The sequence below is a fragment of the Chelativorans sp. Marseille-P2723 genome (assembly GCF_902809845.1).
GTDB lineage: Bacteria > Pseudomonadota > Alphaproteobacteria > Rhizobiales > Rhizobiaceae > Chelativorans.
Genome location: NZ_CADDWI010000007.1, coordinates 184,548 through 202,737, shown reverse-complemented (window position 1 = coordinate 202,737; position 18,190 = coordinate 184,548). Strand labels below are relative to the sequence as shown.

General features: G+C 59.4%; 19 protein-coding genes. 6 read left to right on the top strand and 13 right to left on the bottom strand.

The window, feature by feature from the left end; all coding sequences use genetic code 11:
* Positions 1–137 precede the first annotated feature (137 nt).
* Positions 138–671 (bottom strand): hypothetical protein, encoded by a 534-nt coding sequence (locus HUS57_RS01010; RefSeq protein ID WP_173931068.1) that lies wholly within the window; start codon positions 669–671, stop codon positions 138–140.
* 130 nt (positions 672–801) lie between these two features.
* On the opposite strand from HUS57_RS01010, the gene thrC reads away from it, so the two are divergent.
* The 4 genes from thrC to HUS57_RS00990 are packed head-to-tail and all read left to right on the top strand — an operon-like array spanning position 802 to position 7,004.
* Complete coding sequence (thrC, locus tag HUS57_RS01005; protein ID WP_173931213.1) at positions 802–2,199, top strand: threonine synthase; 1,398 nt, start codon at positions 802–804, stop codon at positions 2,197–2,199.
* Between the two features lie 14 nt (positions 2,200–2,213).
* Entirely contained in the window at positions 2,214–3,506 is a 1,293-nt protein-coding gene (locus HUS57_RS01000) for a pitrilysin family protein (RefSeq protein WP_173931067.1), read from the top strand.
* Between the two features lie 11 nt (positions 3,507–3,517).
* Positions 3,518–4,114: a GNAT family protein gene (locus HUS57_RS00995; protein ID WP_173931066.1), complete on the top strand. Its 597-nt coding sequence runs from the start codon at positions 3,518–3,520 to the stop codon at positions 4,112–4,114.
* 40 nt (positions 4,115–4,154) lie between these two features.
* Positions 4,155–7,004, top strand: a complete 2,850-nt coding sequence (locus tag HUS57_RS00990; protein ID WP_173931212.1) for an EAL domain-containing protein — start codon at positions 4,155–4,157, stop codon at positions 7,002–7,004.
* Between the two features lie 35 nt (positions 7,005–7,039).
* Here the strand turns inward: HUS57_RS00990 and HUS57_RS00985 are convergent, their stop codons facing one another.
* On the bottom strand, positions 7,040–7,648 hold the full coding sequence (locus HUS57_RS00985) for a YqgE/AlgH family protein (protein ID WP_246727680.1): 609 nt from the start codon (positions 7,646–7,648) through the stop codon (positions 7,040–7,042).
* A 142-nt stretch (positions 7,649–7,790) separates the two neighbouring features.
* On the opposite strand from HUS57_RS00985, the gene HUS57_RS00980 reads away from it, so the two are divergent.
* Positions 7,791–8,594, top strand: a complete 804-nt coding sequence (locus HUS57_RS00980; RefSeq protein ID WP_173931065.1) for a protein-disulfide reductase DsbD domain-containing protein — start codon at positions 7,791–7,793, stop codon at positions 8,592–8,594.
* Between the two features lie 114 nt (positions 8,595–8,708).
* Positions 8,709–9,194: a peroxiredoxin gene (locus HUS57_RS00975; protein ID WP_173931064.1), complete on the top strand. Its 486-nt coding sequence runs from the start codon at positions 8,709–8,711 to the stop codon at positions 9,192–9,194.
* Position 9,195: 1 nt separating this feature from the next.
* On the opposite strand, the gene rnhA is transcribed toward HUS57_RS00975, so the two are convergent.
* The 11 genes from rnhA to coxB form a co-directional block, all read right to left on the bottom strand.
* Positions 9,196–9,633: a ribonuclease HI gene (gene rnhA, locus HUS57_RS00970; protein WP_173931063.1), complete on the bottom strand. Its 438-nt coding sequence runs from the start codon at positions 9,631–9,633 to the stop codon at positions 9,196–9,198.
* On the bottom strand, positions 9,630–10,598 hold the full coding sequence (locus HUS57_RS00965) for a homoserine kinase (RefSeq protein ID WP_173931062.1): 969 nt from the start codon (positions 10,596–10,598) through the stop codon (positions 9,630–9,632). Before HUS57_RS00965 ends, rnhA begins: the two co-directional genes overlap by 4 nt.
* A gap of 54 nt (positions 10,599–10,652) precedes the next feature.
* Positions 10,653–11,663 (bottom strand): 4-hydroxy-3-methylbut-2-enyl diphosphate reductase, encoded by a 1,011-nt coding sequence (gene ispH / locus HUS57_RS00960; protein WP_173931061.1) that lies wholly within the window; start codon positions 11,661–11,663, stop codon positions 10,653–10,655.
* A 52-nt stretch (positions 11,664–11,715) separates the two neighbouring features.
* Positions 11,716–12,468: an SURF1 family protein gene (locus HUS57_RS00955; protein WP_173931060.1), complete on the bottom strand. Its 753-nt coding sequence runs from the start codon at positions 12,466–12,468 to the stop codon at positions 11,716–11,718.
* Positions 12,465–12,857: a DUF983 domain-containing protein gene (locus tag HUS57_RS00950; RefSeq protein ID WP_246727679.1), complete on the bottom strand. Its 393-nt coding sequence runs from the start codon at positions 12,855–12,857 to the stop codon at positions 12,465–12,467. The genes HUS57_RS00955 and HUS57_RS00950 overlap by 4 nt, the downstream gene beginning before the upstream one ends.
* Before the next feature lie 110 nt (positions 12,858–12,967).
* The gene (locus HUS57_RS00945; protein ID WP_173931059.1) at positions 12,968–13,852 is read right to left on the bottom strand and encodes a cytochrome c oxidase subunit 3; all 885 of its coding nucleotides are present in this window, start codon (positions 13,850–13,852) and stop codon (positions 12,968–12,970) included.
* Positions 13,853–13,854: 2 nt separating this feature from the next.
* Positions 13,855–14,439 carry a cytochrome c oxidase assembly protein gene (locus HUS57_RS00940; protein ID WP_246727678.1) on the bottom strand — a complete coding sequence of 195 codons (585 nt, stop codon included), beginning with the start codon at positions 14,437–14,439 and terminating at the stop codon, positions 13,855–13,857.
* Positions 14,440–14,455: 16 nt separating this feature from the next.
* Entirely contained in the window at positions 14,456–14,614 is a 159-nt protein-coding gene (locus tag HUS57_RS00935; RefSeq protein WP_173931057.1) for a hypothetical protein, read from the bottom strand.
* Positions 14,614–15,549 (bottom strand): heme o synthase, encoded by a 936-nt coding sequence (locus HUS57_RS00930; RefSeq protein ID WP_173931056.1) that lies wholly within the window; start codon positions 15,547–15,549, stop codon positions 14,614–14,616. Before HUS57_RS00930 ends, HUS57_RS00935 begins: the two co-directional genes overlap by 1 nt.
* 65 nt (positions 15,550–15,614) lie before the next feature.
* Positions 15,615–17,267, bottom strand: a complete 1,653-nt coding sequence (ctaD, locus tag HUS57_RS00925; RefSeq protein WP_173931055.1) for a cytochrome c oxidase subunit I — start codon at positions 17,265–17,267, stop codon at positions 15,615–15,617.
* Between the two features lie 40 nt (positions 17,268–17,307).
* Complete coding sequence (gene coxB, locus HUS57_RS00920; protein WP_173931054.1) at positions 17,308–18,183, bottom strand: cytochrome c oxidase subunit II; 876 nt, start codon at positions 18,181–18,183, stop codon at positions 17,308–17,310.
* Positions 18,184–18,190: the final 7 nt, after the last annotated feature.

Here is an 18,190-nt window from a genome sequence, read left to right as displayed (position 1 = left end):
CGCGCCTTTCCCCGAACTGCGTGCCGGTTCGAGGGAACTACTGCGTCCGCTTTTGTACCAGAGATGCCTTTATTACGCGTACTGCCGAGCCTGAAGATCGCGTTCCGGCGCAGGTAGCCGAGCGGGCTGCCATGCCATCAGAGGGGCCCTTCATCGAAGCCTGCCAAAATCCGCACTCCTCGGGTGATCCCGCCCGGTACGGAAACATTGGGATCGCTGAAGATGAACTGAGTTGCGCCGGAAGTATCGGTAATCGTCACCGACTGGCGGAAGAGTTCCGAATAGACCACATCATTGCCGCGCACCGCGACGATCCGGATCGGCATGGAGATGGTGCCGGGCTGGCCACGCGGACCGGGCACCACCCTCCCCGCCACCGCCACCGTCATCCTGTCCTCGGCATATTGACAGGTGCGCGTGGTCTCGCTGATTGAAGCTTGGTAGACGAGGCGGTTGGGATCGCCCTCCCCGCCACGCTCATAAATCGCGAATGAAGCTGTGCCATCCTGCAGCGTGACAGGCGGGCAATGAGCCCTCAGTTCACTTTCTCGGATAGCTCCAGCTTGAGTGTCGGCTACCTGGCCGGGCTGCGCCTGGCTGCCGGACTGACAGCCTGCGAGAAAAGCAGAACCGGCAAGAACGAGCCCGGCGCCAATGATCCTGATCGACAACAAACGCCCCCTGAACTGCGCTTTCCCAAAATGAGATCGATGTTCTATATCAACGCCGTTCGAAAATTTCGACTGGCTACCGGAGCTTTTTACGGTATGCATCAGGGCCCTGTGGAGCGACTTCATGACGATGACATATTTGAGCACGCGCGGCGAGGCGCCTGAACTGGGCTTTTCCAACACCTTGCTTACCGGGCTTGCCCGCGATGGCGGGCTCTATGTTCCGCGCAAGTGGCCGCAGTTTTCCACAGCCGATATCCGTGCCCTGCGCGGGGCGACCTACGCCGAAGCCGCTTTTGCGCTGATCAAGCCCTTCACGGGCGGGGAAATTGCCGACCCGGCGCTCAAGCGCATCATCGGGGAGGCGTACGCCACCTTCCGCCACGAGGCGGTCTGTCCGCTCGTGCAAACTGGCAACGACAGCTATGTGCTTGAACTTTTCCATGGCCCTACCCTGGCCTTCAAGGACGTGGCCATGCAGCTTCTGTCGCGTCTGATGGATTATGTGCTTGCGGAGCGCGGCGAGCGCGTCACCATCGTCGGCGCAACCTCCGGCGATACGGGCGGGGCGGCCATACATGCCTTTGCCGGAATGGAACGTGCCGACGTCTTCATCCTGTTCCCCCATGGGCGCGTTTCTCCCGTCCAGCAGCGGCAGATGACGACATCGGGCGCGAAGAACGTGCACGCAATCGCCGTCGAGGGCACCTTTGACGACTGCCAGGCTCTGGTCAAAAGCATGTTCAACGACCACTCTTTCCGCGACGGAGTGTCGCTGGCCGGGGTCAATTCGATCAACTGGGCGCGCATAATGGCCCAGATCGTCTACTACTTCACCTCGGCCATATCGCTGGGCGCGCCCGATCGGCCGGTGTCCTTCACGGTCCCTACGGGCAATTTCGGCGACATCTTCGCAGGCTACGCGGCAAAGCGCATGGGATTGCCGGTTGGTCGGCTCATCATTGCAACGAACGAGAATGACATTCTCGCGCGCACCCTTGCCACCGGCGAGTACGCCACGCGCCCGGTAGTAGCCACAACTTCGCCATCTATGGATATTCAGGTATCTTCGAATTTCGAACGGCTCCTGTTCGAGGCATCGGACCGGCGCACTGAAGAGGTCCGCGCGGCGATGGAAAGTCTGCGGCAATCAGGCAGCTTTACGGTAGCCGAAAACACTTTGACCTGCATTCGATCGGGCTTTGCCGCCGGACGCGCCAGCACAGAGGAGACGGCGGCCTGCATCCGCGACACGCTGGCAGGCAGCGGCTACCTTGCCGATCCCCATACGGCGACGGCGCTGAAAGTGGCGCGAGAAGAATCCCGGAAGGGAGAGGCGATGGTCGTGCTTTCGACAGCGCATCCCTCTAAGTTCCCGAAGGCCGTGGAAGACGCTTCCGGCATCCTGCCTTCGCTGCCCCATTGGCTGGACGGCCTTATGGAAAAAAAAGAAGAGTACACGGTCCTTTCATCGGACCTGAAAATGGTGGAAAATTACGTCAGCCGCCTTACAAGGGCGCGAAAATAGAAGGTGACTTGCCAATGGGTGTAGAAGTAAGCCGTCTTTCGAACGGCTTGACGGTTGCCACCGAGACACTGCCCCACCTGGAGTCCGTTGCAATGGGGGTCTGGGTGAAATCCGGTTCGCGCGATGAGCTGGAGCATGAGCACGGCATGGCTCACCTGCTTGAGCACATGGCCTTCAAGGGTACCGGAAAGCGGACTGCACTCCAGATCGCGACGGATATCGAGGATGTCGGCGGTGAGATAAATGCCGCCACCAGCGTGGAGACAACAGCCTTCTACGCCCGCATCATGCGGGACGATCTGCCGCTGGCGATCGACATATTGGCCGACATTCTGACGGATTCAAAATTCGACCCGCTGGAGCTGGAGCGCGAGCAGAACGTCATCCTTCAGGAGATCGGCGCCGCGCATGACACGCCTGACGATTCCGTTTTCGACCGCTTCACCGAGACCGCGTTCCGACATCAGACCATTGGCCGCTCCATTCTGGGTACCCCCGAGACCGTGCAATCCTTCACGTCGGAGCAGTTGCACCGCTTCTTGCATCGCCAGTATGGCGCAGACCGCATGGTCGTCGTCGGAGCGGGAGGCCTCAAGCACGACCAGTTTGTGCGCGAAGTAGAAACGCGGCTCGGCAGCTTCCGTGACAAGGCGGAGGTGACGCCCCTGCAATATTCCCATTATGTGGGCGGCGATTATCGGGAGCATCGCGAGCTGATGGACGCTCAGATCGTTCTCGGCTTCGAAGGTCGCGCCTATCATGTGCGCGACTTTTACGCATCTCAGGTGCTCTCCATGATTCTTGGCGGCGGGATGTCTTCGCGCTTGTTCCAGGAAGTGCGGGAAAAGCGCGGGCTCTGCTATTCCGTCTACGCTTTCCATTGGGGATTTTCCGATACGGGCATCTTCGGCGTGCACGCCGCCACGGGCCAGAGCGACCTTGCCGAACTGGTGCCTGTCATAATGGGCGAATTGCAGAAGGCGGGCGAAAAGATCGAGCAGGCCGAGCTTGACCGGGCACGCGCGCAGTACCGCGCCGGCCTTATGATGTCGCGCGAAAGTCCCGCCAGCCGCGCCTCGCAGATTGCCAGGCAGCTTCTGCTCTACGGACGGCCCATCGGAATGGAGGAATTGATGGATCGCCTTGCCGGACTTACCACAGAACGGCTCAGCGACCTTTCCTCTCGCCTTTTCTCCACCAAGCCGACGGTCGCGGCCATCGGCCCTGTCGGTTCCCTTGCGCCCTTCGAGACCATCCGGGATACATTGACAGCGAGCCGCCCGCTGCCACGCAAACTCGCTGTTTGAGCTGCGGAACCATGTTGCGGGCGCCCTTTTTCCACCGCGAAGCTCCGGCGCTCGAGGGACCGAGAGTAAGGCTGCGGATGCCGCAGCTTGGCGACTATGCCGAATGGGCGGCATTGCGAGGAGAAAGTCGCGCCTTCCTGGAGCCATGGGAGCCCAAATGGGCCGTTGACGAACTTTCCCGACACTCCTTCCGCCTTCGCGTAAGAAAGGCCCGCGAAGAACTTGACCGGGGCACAGCCGTGAGCTTTTTCCTGTTTCACCAGCAAACTGAACGGCTCGTCGGGGGCATCACCATCGGTAATATCCGCATGGGCGTGGCCCAGTCTGCGCATATCGGATACTGGATGGGCGAACGTTATGCCGGCCGGGGACTGATGCACGATGCGCTTCGCCTCGTTATACCTTTCGCCTTTGATAGCCTGAGGTTGCACCGTCTGGAGGCGGCCTGTATTCCCACCAATAACCGATCGATAAGGCTGCTTGAAAAAGCCGGATTTCAGCGGGAAGGACTTCTCAGATCCTATTTGCGTATCAACGGCACATGGCAGGACCATCTTCTATACGCGTTGATTGCGGACGAGCATCGGGCGCGAGCGAGGCGAGGCTGAAAAGTTGAGGTCGTCCCCGGCATTCATTTGTCTGCTGAGCATGCTTGCCGCGCTCTTCCTTGCGGTCGGCATGACGGCCGCGATGGCAATCGAGCCAATCAAGATTTCACGGGACGATGTTGCGCTCGACCTTTCCAAGGCGGTGGAAATCTATCGCGGTCAGGGCGAAAATTTCCAGGTTTCGACGGCACCCGGCGCTGATGGAATCGTGCGGCGAATCGAGGTCGAGGCGCAGGATAGCCGCTCCGCTGGCGATTGGGCGGTCTTTGCCCTTGCCAATACCACTGATGAACAGCTCGACCGGCTCATCGTTGCGCCGCACTTCCGCCTTGTCGGCTCCGGCATCATCTGGCCGGATCTTGGCTCGCGGCGGATTACCGCCATCACTCCTAGTGAGGGCTTTGCCCTCGACCGGCAGGAAAGCAGCGATGCGGACGAGTTTCTCGTCACCCTCAATCCCGGCACAATTGTCACCTTTGTCGCTGAGTTAGCCTCCCCCAACCTGCCGCAAATCTATCTGTGGGATCCTGCCGCCTATAAGGATACCGTGAACTCGTACACGCTGTTCCGCGGTATTGTGATCGGCATAGCAGGGCTTCTGGCGCTCTTTCTTACCGTCCTCTTCGTGGTCAAGGGCACATCCATGTTCCCCGCTACGGCCGCCCTCGCCTGGGCCACGCTCGCCTATATCTCCATCGATTTCGGATTCCTGAACCGCATTGTGGAAATATCTCCGGGCAGCGAGCAACTCTGGCGCGCAGGGACGGAAGTCGCCCTGGCTGCAACGCTGGTCGTGTTTCTCTTCGCGTATCTCAACCTTGCGCGCTGGCACAATCACTTCAGCTATGGAATGCTAGCCTGGGTTCTGGTGCTCTTGGGCATTGCGGGCCTGGCCCTCATTGATCCCGCCATTGCCGCAGGTATCGCCCGCCTCTCCTTCGCAGCGACCGCCATTGTCGGCCTCGGCCTCATCATTTATCTTGGAATCCAGGGTTATGACCGCGCCATTATGCTGGTGCCAAGCTGGCTTATGGTGATGGTATGGCTTGTCGGCGCCTGGATCGCGGTGACCGGCACGCTTGAAAATGACGTTCTGCAGCCGGCAATCGGCGGCGGGCTGATCCTGATCGTGCTGCTCATCGGCTTTACCGTAATGCAACACGCGCTCTCAGGTGGGCCTCTCCTCCAGGGCCTGTTCAGCGATATGGAGCGACAGGCGCTCGCCATCAGCGGTTCGGGCGATTTCGTCTGGGACTGGGACGTAATGCGCGACCGTGTAATCACGCGGCCAGACGTCAGCCGCCAGCTCGGCTTGCCGGCCAATGCCCTGCATGGGCCGGCAAGAAGCTGGCTACCTTTCCTTCATGCGGAGGACCGCGACACCTTCCGCACCACGCTCGATATGGTGCTGGAGCAACGGCGCGGGCGCATCGCCCAGTGCTTCCGGCTGCGGGGGGCTGACGGGCACTATCATTGGTTCTCCTTGCGCGCACGCCCAGTCGTCGGCTCGGACGGTGAGGTAATCCGCTGCGTCGGCACAATGGTGGACGTGACAGAACAGAAGAAGGCTGAAGAGCGCCTGCTGCACGATGCAGTCCACGATAATCTCACCGGGCTCCCAAACCGGGAGCTCTTCATCAACCGGCTGGACGCGACCATCGCGATGGCCGGCACGGAGCGCAAGATCCGTCCGACAGTACTCGTCATCGACATTGACCGCTTCAAATATGTGAACGACGAGCTTGGCATTTCCGCAGGAGACACGATCCTTCTTACCATTGCTCGGCGGCTGCACCGCCTCCTGAAGCCGGGCGATTCCCTTTCCCGCGTCTCTGGTGACCAGTTCGCCATGATGCTGATCTCTGAACAGGACCCCGTCCACATCGCTTCGGTCGCCGATGCGGTGCGACAGGCGATCCACACGCCAATCACCTTCGCCCGTAAGGAAATCGTCCTCACGGCATCCATCGGGCTTGTCTCATGGACGACGGCGCAGACCTCCGCCGAGGAAATGCTCAAGGACGCCGAACTCGCCATGTACCAGGCAAAACGCTTCGGCGGTGACAGGATCGAGCCCTTCAGGCCCTCTTTCCGCTCCATAGGGTCCGACCGGTTGCAGATGGAATCGGATTTGCGGCGCGCCATCGAGCGTAAGGAACTCTCCCTCGCCTACCAGCCGATCGTGCGGCTAGAAGATGGCACCACTGCGGGTTTCGAGGCCCTGTTGCGGTGGGAGCATCCGCGCCGCGGCCTCATACCGCCTGCCGATTTCATCCCTATAGCGGAAAGCTCCGGTCTGATTGTCCAGCTTGGGCTGTTCGCGATGCAGAAGGCCGCCGAAGACCTTTATAGCTGGCAGAAGCAGCTTGGCGAACTGCCACTCTTTGTTTCGGTGAACCTTTCCAGCCGGCAGTTTATCCGCCGCGATCTGGTAGGCGATGTCCGCTCGATCATCGCACGGTCAAACATCAAACCGCGCTGCTTCCGCCTTGAACTGACTGAATCCATCGTTATGGATAATCCGGAACAATCTGCTCACGTGCTCGACAAGCTGAAGCAGCTTGGAATCGGTCTCTCGCTCGATGATTTCGGTACCGGCTATTCATCGCTTTCCTACCTGACGCGCTTTCCTTTCGACAACATCAAGATCGACAAGAGCTTCCTCAACGCTCCGTCATCCAAGGGGACCATTCTTCTGAAATCCCTCGTGGCAATGGCGCACGATCTTGGTCTATCGGTTGTTGCGGAAGGCGTTGCCGATCAGCAGGACGTCGAGCATCTACGTGCCATCGGCTGCGAATATGCCCAGAGCTTCTATTTCGGCGAACCGACGGATGCGGAAACAAGCCTTAGACTGCTTCTGGAACAAAGCACGGCGGCAGCAATCTGAACTCGACAGCCTGCCGGAAAGTCGGTTTTCAACGGTCAGGCGCGGCCGGTGAAGCTGCTCAGATGCGCCAGATCGACACCGATGGAGGCCAGTATACGATCATAGATCGTGTCGATCTCTCCATCGAAAAGCAGGTCCGGATTGGCCTGGCAGGCGAGCCAGCCATTCTCCACGATCTCCGCTTCGAGCTGACCTGCGCCCCAGCCAGAATAGCCCAGCGCCATCAGCGCTTGCCGCGGTCCGTCGCCCGTGGAGATCGCCCGCAGAATATCCATGGTGGCTGTCAGGCAGACCTGTTCTGAAACAGGCAGGGAAGAGTCGACCATATAATCGCCGCTGTGCAGGACGAAACCGCGGCTGCGGTCAACTGGACCGCCATTGCGAACGGCCATATTCCGTGCACGGGCGGGAAGCCGGATCGACTGACTTCGCTCCAGAATGCCAAGTTCTACAAGAATATCGACAAAGTCCAGCTGCTGCGTCTGGTTGATGATGAGACCCATAGCGCCTTCGGAATTGTGGGCGCAAAGATAGATGACGGAGCGCGCGAAGCGTTCATCGCGCATGCCAGGCATGGCGATCAGAAAGTGGTCCTTGAGGGTCATCCCTTCCTGAGGCTCGATCACTGCGGATTTCCGTTCCATGGGAGAAACTTATCGCGTTTAGGATTCGCTTGAAAGACGGAACGCAACGACAGGCCATTTTGAAGCCGTCTGCTCACGTGAAAATGAAGCAACATCGTACATTAGCGCTTGCGCTACCGAAAGCGGCTCATATTTTGCACCCATGCTTCGTCCCATCTGTCTTTTCCTTGCAATCGCCTTTGCACCGCTGCCCGCCATGTCTGCCTCAACCAACTGGATGGAAGTTGAAGGCGGATCGTTGCGGCTTGTCACCTCCGGCCTTTCCGATGAAGCGGGCAGGCTTCGCGGTGCCGTCGAAATCAAGCTGAATCCGGGATGGAAAACCTACTGGCGCAACCCCGGCGAGGCTGGGATTCCGCCGCAGATCGAACTAAAGCCCTCCCAACTCGCTGTTGATGCGGAGATCTTTTTTCCCGCCCCGCAACGCATCAGCGATCCCTATGCAGAATGGGCTGGCTATCCGCATCCGGTCACCCTGCCCGTTATCTTCACCCTATCTGAGCCTGAAGCTGCAGGCGTGCTGGAAGGGAGCATTTTTCTGGGCATCTGCGAAATGATCTGCATACCGGTGGAAATGCCCTTCTCTTTCGATGCAGGCGCCTACACCTTTGAGCCGGAGCATGCCGCTATCGTGAATGCAGCCTTTGCCGGCCTTCCGGCGGATGCTCGCAGAGGTTTTCAGCTCCTTTCAGCCCGAAGGCAGGGCGTGCAGGTCCTGTTCGAGGTGGAACTCCCCGAGGGTTCGGCAGAACCGGTTCTCTTCGTCGCTCCGCCGGACGCTTTGCAGCTTTCCTTCACCAAGCTTCAGGGCCGCCGGGGAGATCGTGCGACTTTCTCGGCAGATATTCTTCACGCCAGGGAAGCCGCCGAGATTACAACTAAATTGGATTACACGCTCGTGGCGGGAGACGAAGCGGTGGCGGGTAGAATTCACCTCTCCCCCTGATAGACAATCGAACGCACTTGACGATCATCCCAGGAGCGGCGACCCTAGCACCTGCATGCGCCTATTAGGCTGCGCTCGTGCAATTTTATCCAACCCACTTGAGGAGACTGCTGCATGACCATTTCCGTTGGCCAAAAGGTGCCTGACGAGACGATCAGGAAGGCAACGCCTGACGGAGCTGAAGAACTCAGCACGGCCGACTTCTTCAGCGGGCGCAAGATCGTCCTGTTCGGCGTTCCGGGAGCTTTCACGCCCACATGCAGCAACAGTCACGTGCCAGGCTTTGTTGAGAACCATGATGCGATCCGCGCGCGCGGCGTGGATGCCATCGCCGTCCTTGCGGTCAACGATCAGCACGTCATGGGCGCTTGGGCACGCTTTACCGGGGCGGAGGACAAGCTGGTATTTCTTGCGGATGGCAACGGCACCTTTACCCGCGCGTTGGGATTGAACCTTGATCTCACCGCCGGCGGCCTCGGCACACGATGCAAGCGCTTCTCGATGATCGTAGAGGACGGCATCGTGAAGGAACTGAACGTCGAGGAGGCGCCCGGCAAGGTGGTTAGCAGCGGGGCAGCGCGGATCCTGGAGCAGCTCTGACCTATTTCTTGAATGGCGCCATGCCGGCGCGCGCCAGCGCGTCGGCACGTTCGTTCTCCACGTGGCCCGCATGGCCGCGCACCCAGTGCCAGTGCACCTGATGCCGACGGCGCGCTTCGTCGAGCGCCTGCCAAAGCTCAGCATTTCTCACAGGTTTTCCGTCCGCCGTCCGCCAGCCGTTGCGCTTCCATTTCTCGATCCAGCTTGAAATGCCGTCACGCAGGTAACTGCTATCGGTGTGCAGATGTACTTCGCACGGCTCCTTCAGCGCAGTCAGCGCTTGTAGGGCTGCGGTCAGTTCCATGCGGTTGTTGGTGGTCAGGAGTTCTCCACCTGAAAGCTCCTTTTCCACACCGTTGTAGCGCAGAATCGCGCCCCAGCCGCCGGGGCCGGGATTGCCGGAGCAGGCGCCATCGGTAAAGATGTCGACCCGCTTCATGAAATTCCGATTCCATACTCGGAGGCAGATGCGATCTGACGGTGAAAGCGCATGCGACGCACATACTCCATCGGGTCGCGCTTCTGCACCATCGGGCCATCGGGAATGGTCAGCCAGTCATACAGCCGCGTCAGCATGAAGCGCAGCGCCGCCCCGCGAGCGAGAAGCGGCAGCGCTTCAATTTCCTCTGGCGTGAGCGGTCGTACGCTCTGGTAACCGCCAAGAAGTGCCGCGCCCTTCGTCAGATTGAACGAGATGTCCTTTTCGAAGCACCATGCATTGAGGCAGATAGCCAGATCATAAGCCAAAAGATCATTGCAGGCGAAATAGAAGTCGATGAGACCGGAGAGCTCCTTCCCCAGGAAGAAAACATTGTCCGGGAAAAGATCAGCATGGATGACGCCTGCAAGCAGGCCGCTGGGCCATCGTCGTAAAATCTCCTCAAGATTGGCCTCGACCTCACCAACAAGACCAGGCTCCACCTCGTCGGCGCCGGGCTTTGCTTCTTCCCACAGCCGCCCCCAAGCGGAGGGCGAGAGTGAGTTCTCGCGCCGCATCGGAAAGTCCGCGGCCGCTTCATGCATCTCTGCAAGCGCCCTACCAACGGCCCGGCAGTGCTCCGGAGTCGAACGGCGCACCCACACGCCTTCAAGAAAAGTGATGATCGCCGCGGGCCGTCCCGCAAGAACGCCGATCACGTCACCATCCCGGCGGTGAACCGGCAGCGGACAATTGATCCCCTTACGCGCAAGATGCTCCATAAGGCCAAGAAAGAAAGGCAGATCGGCTTTATCCACCCTGCGTTCGTAAAGGGTGAGGATGTATGCGCCGGTGCTGGTGTGAAGCAGAAAATTCGAGTTCTCCGTTCCCTCCGCAATGCCCTTGAAGGACAACAGCTCACCAAGGGAATAGGAGGCGAGAAAAACGCCCAGATCTTCTTCGCAGATGTCGGTATAAACGGCCACAATTAGATCCGGAATCGAGGAAATTTCCGTCGGATGATCATGACGGGCACGGCCTCAGCCCAAGCCATTCACGAAGGCCATGTCCGTCTTGGTAAGTTCCACGTCGCGAAGCTCCCGCATGACCGGAAAGGTCTCCCTTTCCACCGCAGTCACGGCCAAATCTACCGTTACATCATAGCGTTCCGCGAAAGCGTCGATAATCTCCTCGACGATGATCTCGGGTGCAGAAGCGCCTGCCGAAAGACCCAGCACCGAGATCGCACCGAGTTCTTCCCACGGGATTTCCGACGCCCTTTGTACAAGCAGCGCGCGTGCCGCTCCGGCCCTTTCTGCCACCTCGACGAGGCGACGGGAGTTGGACGAATTGGGAGCACCCACGACCAGAAAAAGGTCTGCACCGGGAGCAGCCTTCTTGACCGCATCCTGCCGGTTGGTCGTTGCGTAGCAGATCGATTCGGCCGACGGTGCCTGAAGCTCGGGGAAACGCTTTTGAAGTGCCTCGATGATCTGCGCCGTGTCCTCGACGGAAAGTGTCGTCTGCGTGACGAAACCCAACTCCTGCCCTACCGGAGGCGTAAAGCGGGTTGCATCCCCCACCGTCTCTATGAGCGTAACCGCGCCTTCCGGCAACTGCCCCATAGTGCCAATCACCTCCGGATGCCCGGCATGGCCGATGAGCAGTACATGACGCCCCAGGCGTTGGTGGCGCATGGCCTGCTTGTGCACCTTGGAAACCAGCGGGCAGGTCGCATCCAGATAGAACAGATTGCGCGCTTTGGCGTCCGCCGGCACGGCCTTTGGAACCCCGTGCGCAGAAAAGACGACGGGGCGGTCAGCGTGCTCTGCCGGAATCTCGTCCAGTTCTTCCACAAAGACCGCGCCGCGCTCCTGCAGTCCTTCCACAACGTAACGGTTGTGGACGATTTCATGGCGCACATAAACCGGCGCACCATATTTCTTGAGCGCGAGCACGACAATCTGGATCGCCCGGTCGACACCGGCGCAAAAGCCGCGTGGGCCGCAAAGCCGCACCGTCAGCTTCTGCTTTTTCTGAATTTCCGACATCGTCCGCTAAGCTCCAATACCGCCGGTAGGTGGGTCAGGTTTGCCGCTGCTGTCAAGCCTGTCTGTCCCGGTCCGTCCCGCCGCGCCAGAACCAGACCGCTAGCACACAGACAAGCGCAAATGCCAGCCCGTACCATGTGATCGCATATTGCAGGTGATTGTTGGGCAGGTTTAAGAGCGTGACGCCGCCCACTGGCAAACCGCCGGGGTTCTCAGCATCATCCGCATCCACATAAAAGGGAAGAACGTCCGCCCCGGCAAGCCCGGCAGAACGAGCCATGGCCGGAAGGTCCTTCCAGTAAAAGATGTTCTTCGACGGATCGTTGTCCGGCACGATAAAGGAGGGCTTTTCCTCCGGTGCGACGCGTGCAAGTCCCGAAATCTGGACAACGCCAGCAACCTGCCCTTCCGCCCGCGTCGCCGGGTCCTTGCGATCATAGGGAACGAAGCCCCGGTTCACGAAAATAACGTGGTCGTCAGGAAGCCTGAGCGGAGTATGGACGAAAAAGCCGGATTGACCCTGCCAGGTGGCGAAATAATGGCGCTCAGAGTTATGCAGAAACGTGCCTTCCAGCTTGGTCGGCCGGTAATCGACATCCTGTCCTTGCGCGGCAAGAGCTGCGATCTCCTCAAGAGATACCGGCTCGCTCGCAATCCGTTCATCCATCCGCGCCAGCAACGCCTCTTTCCAGTGCAGGCGCTGCACCTGCCACGTACCCAGCGCCAGGAGCAGTGCGAGCGCCGGAATGCTGAACGCCAGAAGCAGCCACGTTCGTCGACCGCCATTTGATCGGCTGACTGTCATCGTCCCTTCTCGCCGAGCCGCCCCTCCGCCGCATTATTTCGGAACTGCAGCGCAATCAGAAGACCCTTCAGCGTCCTAAGAGCAGTCAGGCAAAGGATCAGCGCGAGCGGAATCCAAAGGACCAGGTGGAGCCACAAAGGGGCGCCGGTGGATACTTCGAGCCAGAGCGCCAGTCCGACGATCACGAAGCCGATGAGCAGAATGACAAAAACGGCGGGGCCGTCTCCCGCATCGGCAAAACTGAAGTCGAGCCGGCATTCTTCACAGCGCTCGGCAAGGGAAAGGAAGCCGCAAAACAGCTTTCCAGCGCCGCAATGTGGGCAGCGCCCCAACAGGCCAGCCCGCACTATCCCGGCGTCATCCATTCCTGCAGAACTGTCTTCAGTCATTCATCACCGCAAACTGGCGTCGTACTGAGCAAGCTCCATTCGCGATATGGCCGCCAACTTGTCCGGTGGCGGCCATATACGGGACTATTGCTGTGACGTCGCCTTACCGCTTAGTGGGGAGCGATGTCCGCGCCCACCGAAGCCCAGACGTACATGAAGGCGAAAAGGAACAGCCAGACAACGTCCACAAAGTGCCAGTACCAGGCTGCAGCTTCCAGGCCGAAATGCTGCTGGGGCGTGAAATGTCCTGCAATCGCCCTGAATAGGCACACCGCGAGGAAGACCGTACCGATAAAGACGTGGAACCCGTGGAAGCCAGTCGTCATGTAGAAGGTCGCGCCGTAGATCGAATTGCTGAAGGAGAAAGGCGCGTGCATGTATTCATAGATCTGCACGAAGCTGAACAGAATGCCGAGCGCTACGGTCAGCGCAAGTCCCCACACAAGTCCCCTGCGGTCGTTCTCAAGCACCGCATGGTGCGCCCATGTGACTGTTGTGCCCGAAAGCAGCAGGATAATGGTGTTGTACAGCGGCAGGTGGAAGGGATCGAGCACCTCGATGCCCTGCGGCGGCCACTCCCCGCCCGTGAATTCGGATCTGCTGACCTGCGCTGCGTCGCCGGGGAAAAGGCTCGCATCGAAGAAAGCCCAGAACCATGCTACGAAGAACATCAGCTCCGAGGCGATGAACATGATCATGCCGTAGCGCAGATGCAGCGATACCACGCGGGTATGATGCCCTTCATGCGCCTCCTTTACCGTGTCGCTCCACCAGGAGAACATCGTATAAAGAACGATAAGCACACCAATGAAGAACAGCCAGTAATTGGCCTTTGCCAGATCCACGCCGAGTAGCGGGAAGGTGGCGCCCATGGACGACCGCATCCAGGCGATACCGCCAAGGGCCATCACCAGCGCACCTATAGAGCCGATGAAGGGCCACGGGCTTGGATCGATGATGTGGTAGTCGTGATTCTTCGCGTGGGCTTCTGCCATGATTATCCCCCGAGCTCTGGTCTCTTGGCTGCACCGGCGGCCGGCGTCTCTGCCGTCTCCTGCTGCAGCGGATAGAAGGTGTAGGAAAGGGTTATGGTGTTGCTCTTGCTGAGTTCCCGTACATTGACGATCTCAGGGTCGATGAAGAACTGCACCGGCATCTCGTAAGTCTGGCCCGGTTGAAGCTCCTGCTCAGTAAAGCAGAAGCATTCGACCTTATTGAAATATCCACCTGCCAAGGGCGGGGTGACGTTGAACGTTGCCGTCCCGGAGGTTGCCGTTGGGCCGATGTTCTCGGCTAGATAGGCGACCTCCGTAGTCTCGCCAATTCTGATTGTCACTTCCCTCTGCTTGGGACGGAAATTCCACGGAAGGCCGTTAGTATTGGCATCGAAGCGGACGGTAATCGTCTGATCGAGAATCGTGTCTGAATACTGCGTAACGCGCTGGGTCGTGCCCCCGAAGCCTGTAACTTGGCAGAAAAGCCTGTAAAGCGGCACTGCGGCGAAGGAGAGGCCCACCATGCCCGCGAACACGCCGGCACAAATGACGGCTACGCCAAGATTGCGGCGATTGCTGTTTTCCATGGTCGTCCTCATTGCCTCACATTGCCCTATCGAACACGGCAGGCCCGAGCTTCATCAGGCTGCCTAGATAGACGATGATGACGAAGGCAGCCAGTGCAAGCGCGATGGCGATGGAGCGGTTGCGCCGCGCCTTGAGCTGTTTCTCCGTTGGTTTGATCCGCTCTTGCTCCGGCATTACCAGGCTCCGAAGCGGGCTAGCATTTCCTCCACGAGAAGCGCGGCGAAAATGGCGAACAGATAGACAAGAGAGTAGCCGAACAATGCTTTCGCCGGCGCCTTTGCGCGGTCGTCATCGCGCATGGTCAGAACACGCCAGGCGTACCAGACAAACCCCACTCCAAGGCCAGCCGCCACCACACCATAGGCAAGGCCCGCAAAACCGAGCACTGTGGGCAGTATGCCGCTGGCCGCCAGCAGAACGGAGTAGGCGAAGATCTGCTTGCGGGTATGCGCCTCTCCGCGAACATTCGGCATCATGGGCACCCCGGCCTGGGCATAGTCATTCGTCTTGAACAGCGCGAGTGCCCAGAAATGCGGCGGCGTCCACAGGAAGATGATGAGGAAAAGCACAAGGCTTTCCAGGCTCACCGAACCGGTCACGGCTGCCCAGCCGACAACCGGCGGAAGGGAGCCGGCCGCCCCGCCGATGACGATGTTCTGCGGCGTCAGCCGTTTCAGCCACATCGTATAGATGACGGCGTAGAAGAAAATGGTGAAGGCGAGCAGCGAGGCAGCCACCCAGTTGGCCATCAGGCCCAGCGTAGCAACGGAAAAGCCGGCAAGAACGAGGCCGAAGCCCAACGCCTCGCCAGGCGTGATGCGGCCGGCCGGTACAGGCCGCCCCGCCGTGCGCGACATCTTTATATCGATGTCGGCGTCGTACCACATGTTGAGCGACCCGGACGCTCCAGCCCCCACGGCAATTGCCAGCAGGGAAATGAAAGCAAGCATGGGATTGGCGTTCGCCGGCGCCAGTACGATGCCGACAAAGGCAGTAAAAATGACAAGCGACATGACACGCGGCTTCAGAAGCGCGACATAGTCGGCAGCGGTAGCCTCGGAGAGGCGGCCGGTATCGCCGTTTACATCTGTACGCTCAATCAGTGTCATGTCTTGTCGCTTCTTCCTAAGGTAGCGGCGGCCCGGCAACATTCCAGGCCGCAAGCTTGGTCAAGTTACCTGATCCTCGGCAGTTCTTCCCACTGGTGGAAGGGCGGCGGCGACGGAAGCTGCCACTCCAGCGTCGTTGCGCCCTCGCCCCACGGATTCGCACCCGCCACCCGCTTCTTCGCATAGGCCTCGATCACGCCATACAGGAAGACGAGCACACCGATGGCCGCAAGATAAGAGCCGTAGGACGACACCAGGTTCCATCCTGCATACGCATCCGGATAGTCGATGTAGCGGCGGGGCATTCCGGCAAGACCCAGGAAGTGCTGCGGGAAGAAAATAAGGTTCACGCCAATGAAGGTGATCCAGAAATGCAGCTTGGCGACGAAGGAATTGTACATGTACCCGGTCATCTTCGGGAACCAGTAGTACCAGGCCGCGAAGATGGCGAACACGGCACCCATCGACAGAACATAGTGGAAATGGGCCACGACGTAATAGGTATCGTGCATGGCGCGGTCGAGGCCCGCATTAGCGAGCTGAACGCCCGTGACGCCGCCGATTGTGAACAGGAAGATGAAGGCAATTGCCCACAGCATCGGCACGCGGAACGAAATGGACCCGCCCCACATGGTCGCGATCCAGGAGAAGACCTTGATGCCCGTTGGCACTGCGATCACGAGAGTCGCGAAGACGAAATAGCGCTGCGTGTCGAGCGACAGCCCCACCGTGTACATGTGGTGAGCCCACACGATGAAGCCGATCACGCCAATCGCGACCATGGCATAGGCCATGCCGAGATAGCCGAAGATGGGCTTGCGCGAGAAGGTGGACACGATGTGGCTGACGATCCCGAAGCCCGGCAGAATCATGATGTAAACTTCAGGGTGCCCGAAGAACCAGAAAAGGTGCTGGTAGAGGATCGGATCGCCACCGCCATCTGGCGCGAAGAATGCCGTGCCGAAGTTGCGATCGGTCAGCAGCATCGTTATGCCGCCTGCCAGCACCGGCAGCGAGATCAGCAGCAGGAAGGCAGTGATCAGGATCGACCATGCAAACAATGGCATCTTGTGCATGGTCATTCCTGGCGCGCGCATGTTGAAGACGGTGGTAATGAAGTTGATCGCGCCAAGGATGGACGAGGCCCCCGCAATATGCAGCGACAGGATCATCATGTCGACCGCAGGCCCCGGCTGCCCGGTGGTGGAAAGCGGCGGATAGAGCGTCCAGCCCGTGCCACCGCCATAGCTGCCGGCCGCGCCGGGAACGAAGAACGACAACAGGAGCAATAGGAAAGCCGGCGGCAGGAGCCAGAAAGAGATGTTGTTCATGCGCGGGAACGCCATGTCCGGCGCACCGATCATGATCGGCAGCATCCAGTTGGCAAAGCCGCCAATGAGTCCGGGCATGACCATGAAGAAGATCATGATCAGGCCATGCGCAGTGGTGAAGACGTTATAGAGCTCCTTGCCCGCATCGACGGCCGCAATACCCTCTGCTCCATAGACCATGGAAGCCAGCCCATGGAATATCTGGATGCCCGGCTCGGCAAGCTCCCAGCGCATCATCACGGACATGAAGCCCCCGATAATGCCCGCTATGATCGAAAAGATCAGATAGAGCGTGCCGATATCCTTATGGTTCGTGGAGTAGACCCAACGAACCCAGCCTTTCGGCTTATGCTCATGATGATCGCTATGTGCCGCAGCGCTTGCCATCTCGTCTCACCGCTCCAATTAATTTTCCCCGCCCGACCGCTTAGTTAGCGGAGGCAACTTTCTTACCATTATTACTGTTCTCGATAGCAGCCATCAGCGCGCTGTTGGCCGCCCCCAGATCGTCTTGCGCGGCAGCGTACCATTCCTGGAATTGCTCCTGTGAGACGACGCGAATGGCAATCGGCATGAAGGCATGATCCTTACCGCAAAGCTCGGAGCACTGCCCGTAATAGAGACCTTCGCGCTCAGCCTTGAACCAGGTTTCGTTGAGGCGGCCAGGCACAGCGTCGATCTTGATGCCGAAGGCGGGCACAGCGAAGGCGTGAATGACATCGCTCGCGGTCACAAGAACACGCACGGTCGTGGCAACGGGCACGACGACCTCGTTATCGACCGCCAGAAGCCGCGGATATTGCGCCACGTCCTCCTTGCCAGATGCCGCTCGCTCATCTTCCTGCAGCATGAGCGAGGTAAAGGTCAGCGGATTCTCCTCGTCCTGATATTCATAGTCCCAGTACCACTGGACGCCAGTCGCCTTGATGGTCATCGCCGGCTCTTCCGGAGGCGTAAACTGTGACGTCAGAAGCTGGAAGGAAGGAACGGCAAGAAACAGAAGCACGATCACCGGCCCCACGGTCCAGATCACCTCAATCAAGGTGTTATGGCTGGTCCGCGACGGAACAGGATTGGCGCTGGCCCTGTAACGGATAATACACCACGCGATCAGCACCATCACCAGAATCGTGATCGCGCCGAGGAACCAGAGCGTATATTCCTCAAACCAGGCGACCTCTTCCATGATGCCGGTGGCCGCGGGCTGGAATCGTATTTGCCAAGGTTCGGGCTGTGCAGCATATGCGCCGGTAGCCCCAGCCATTGCGGAGAAGAGCCCCAGGCTCGCAACAAATCTCTTCATCACCCTC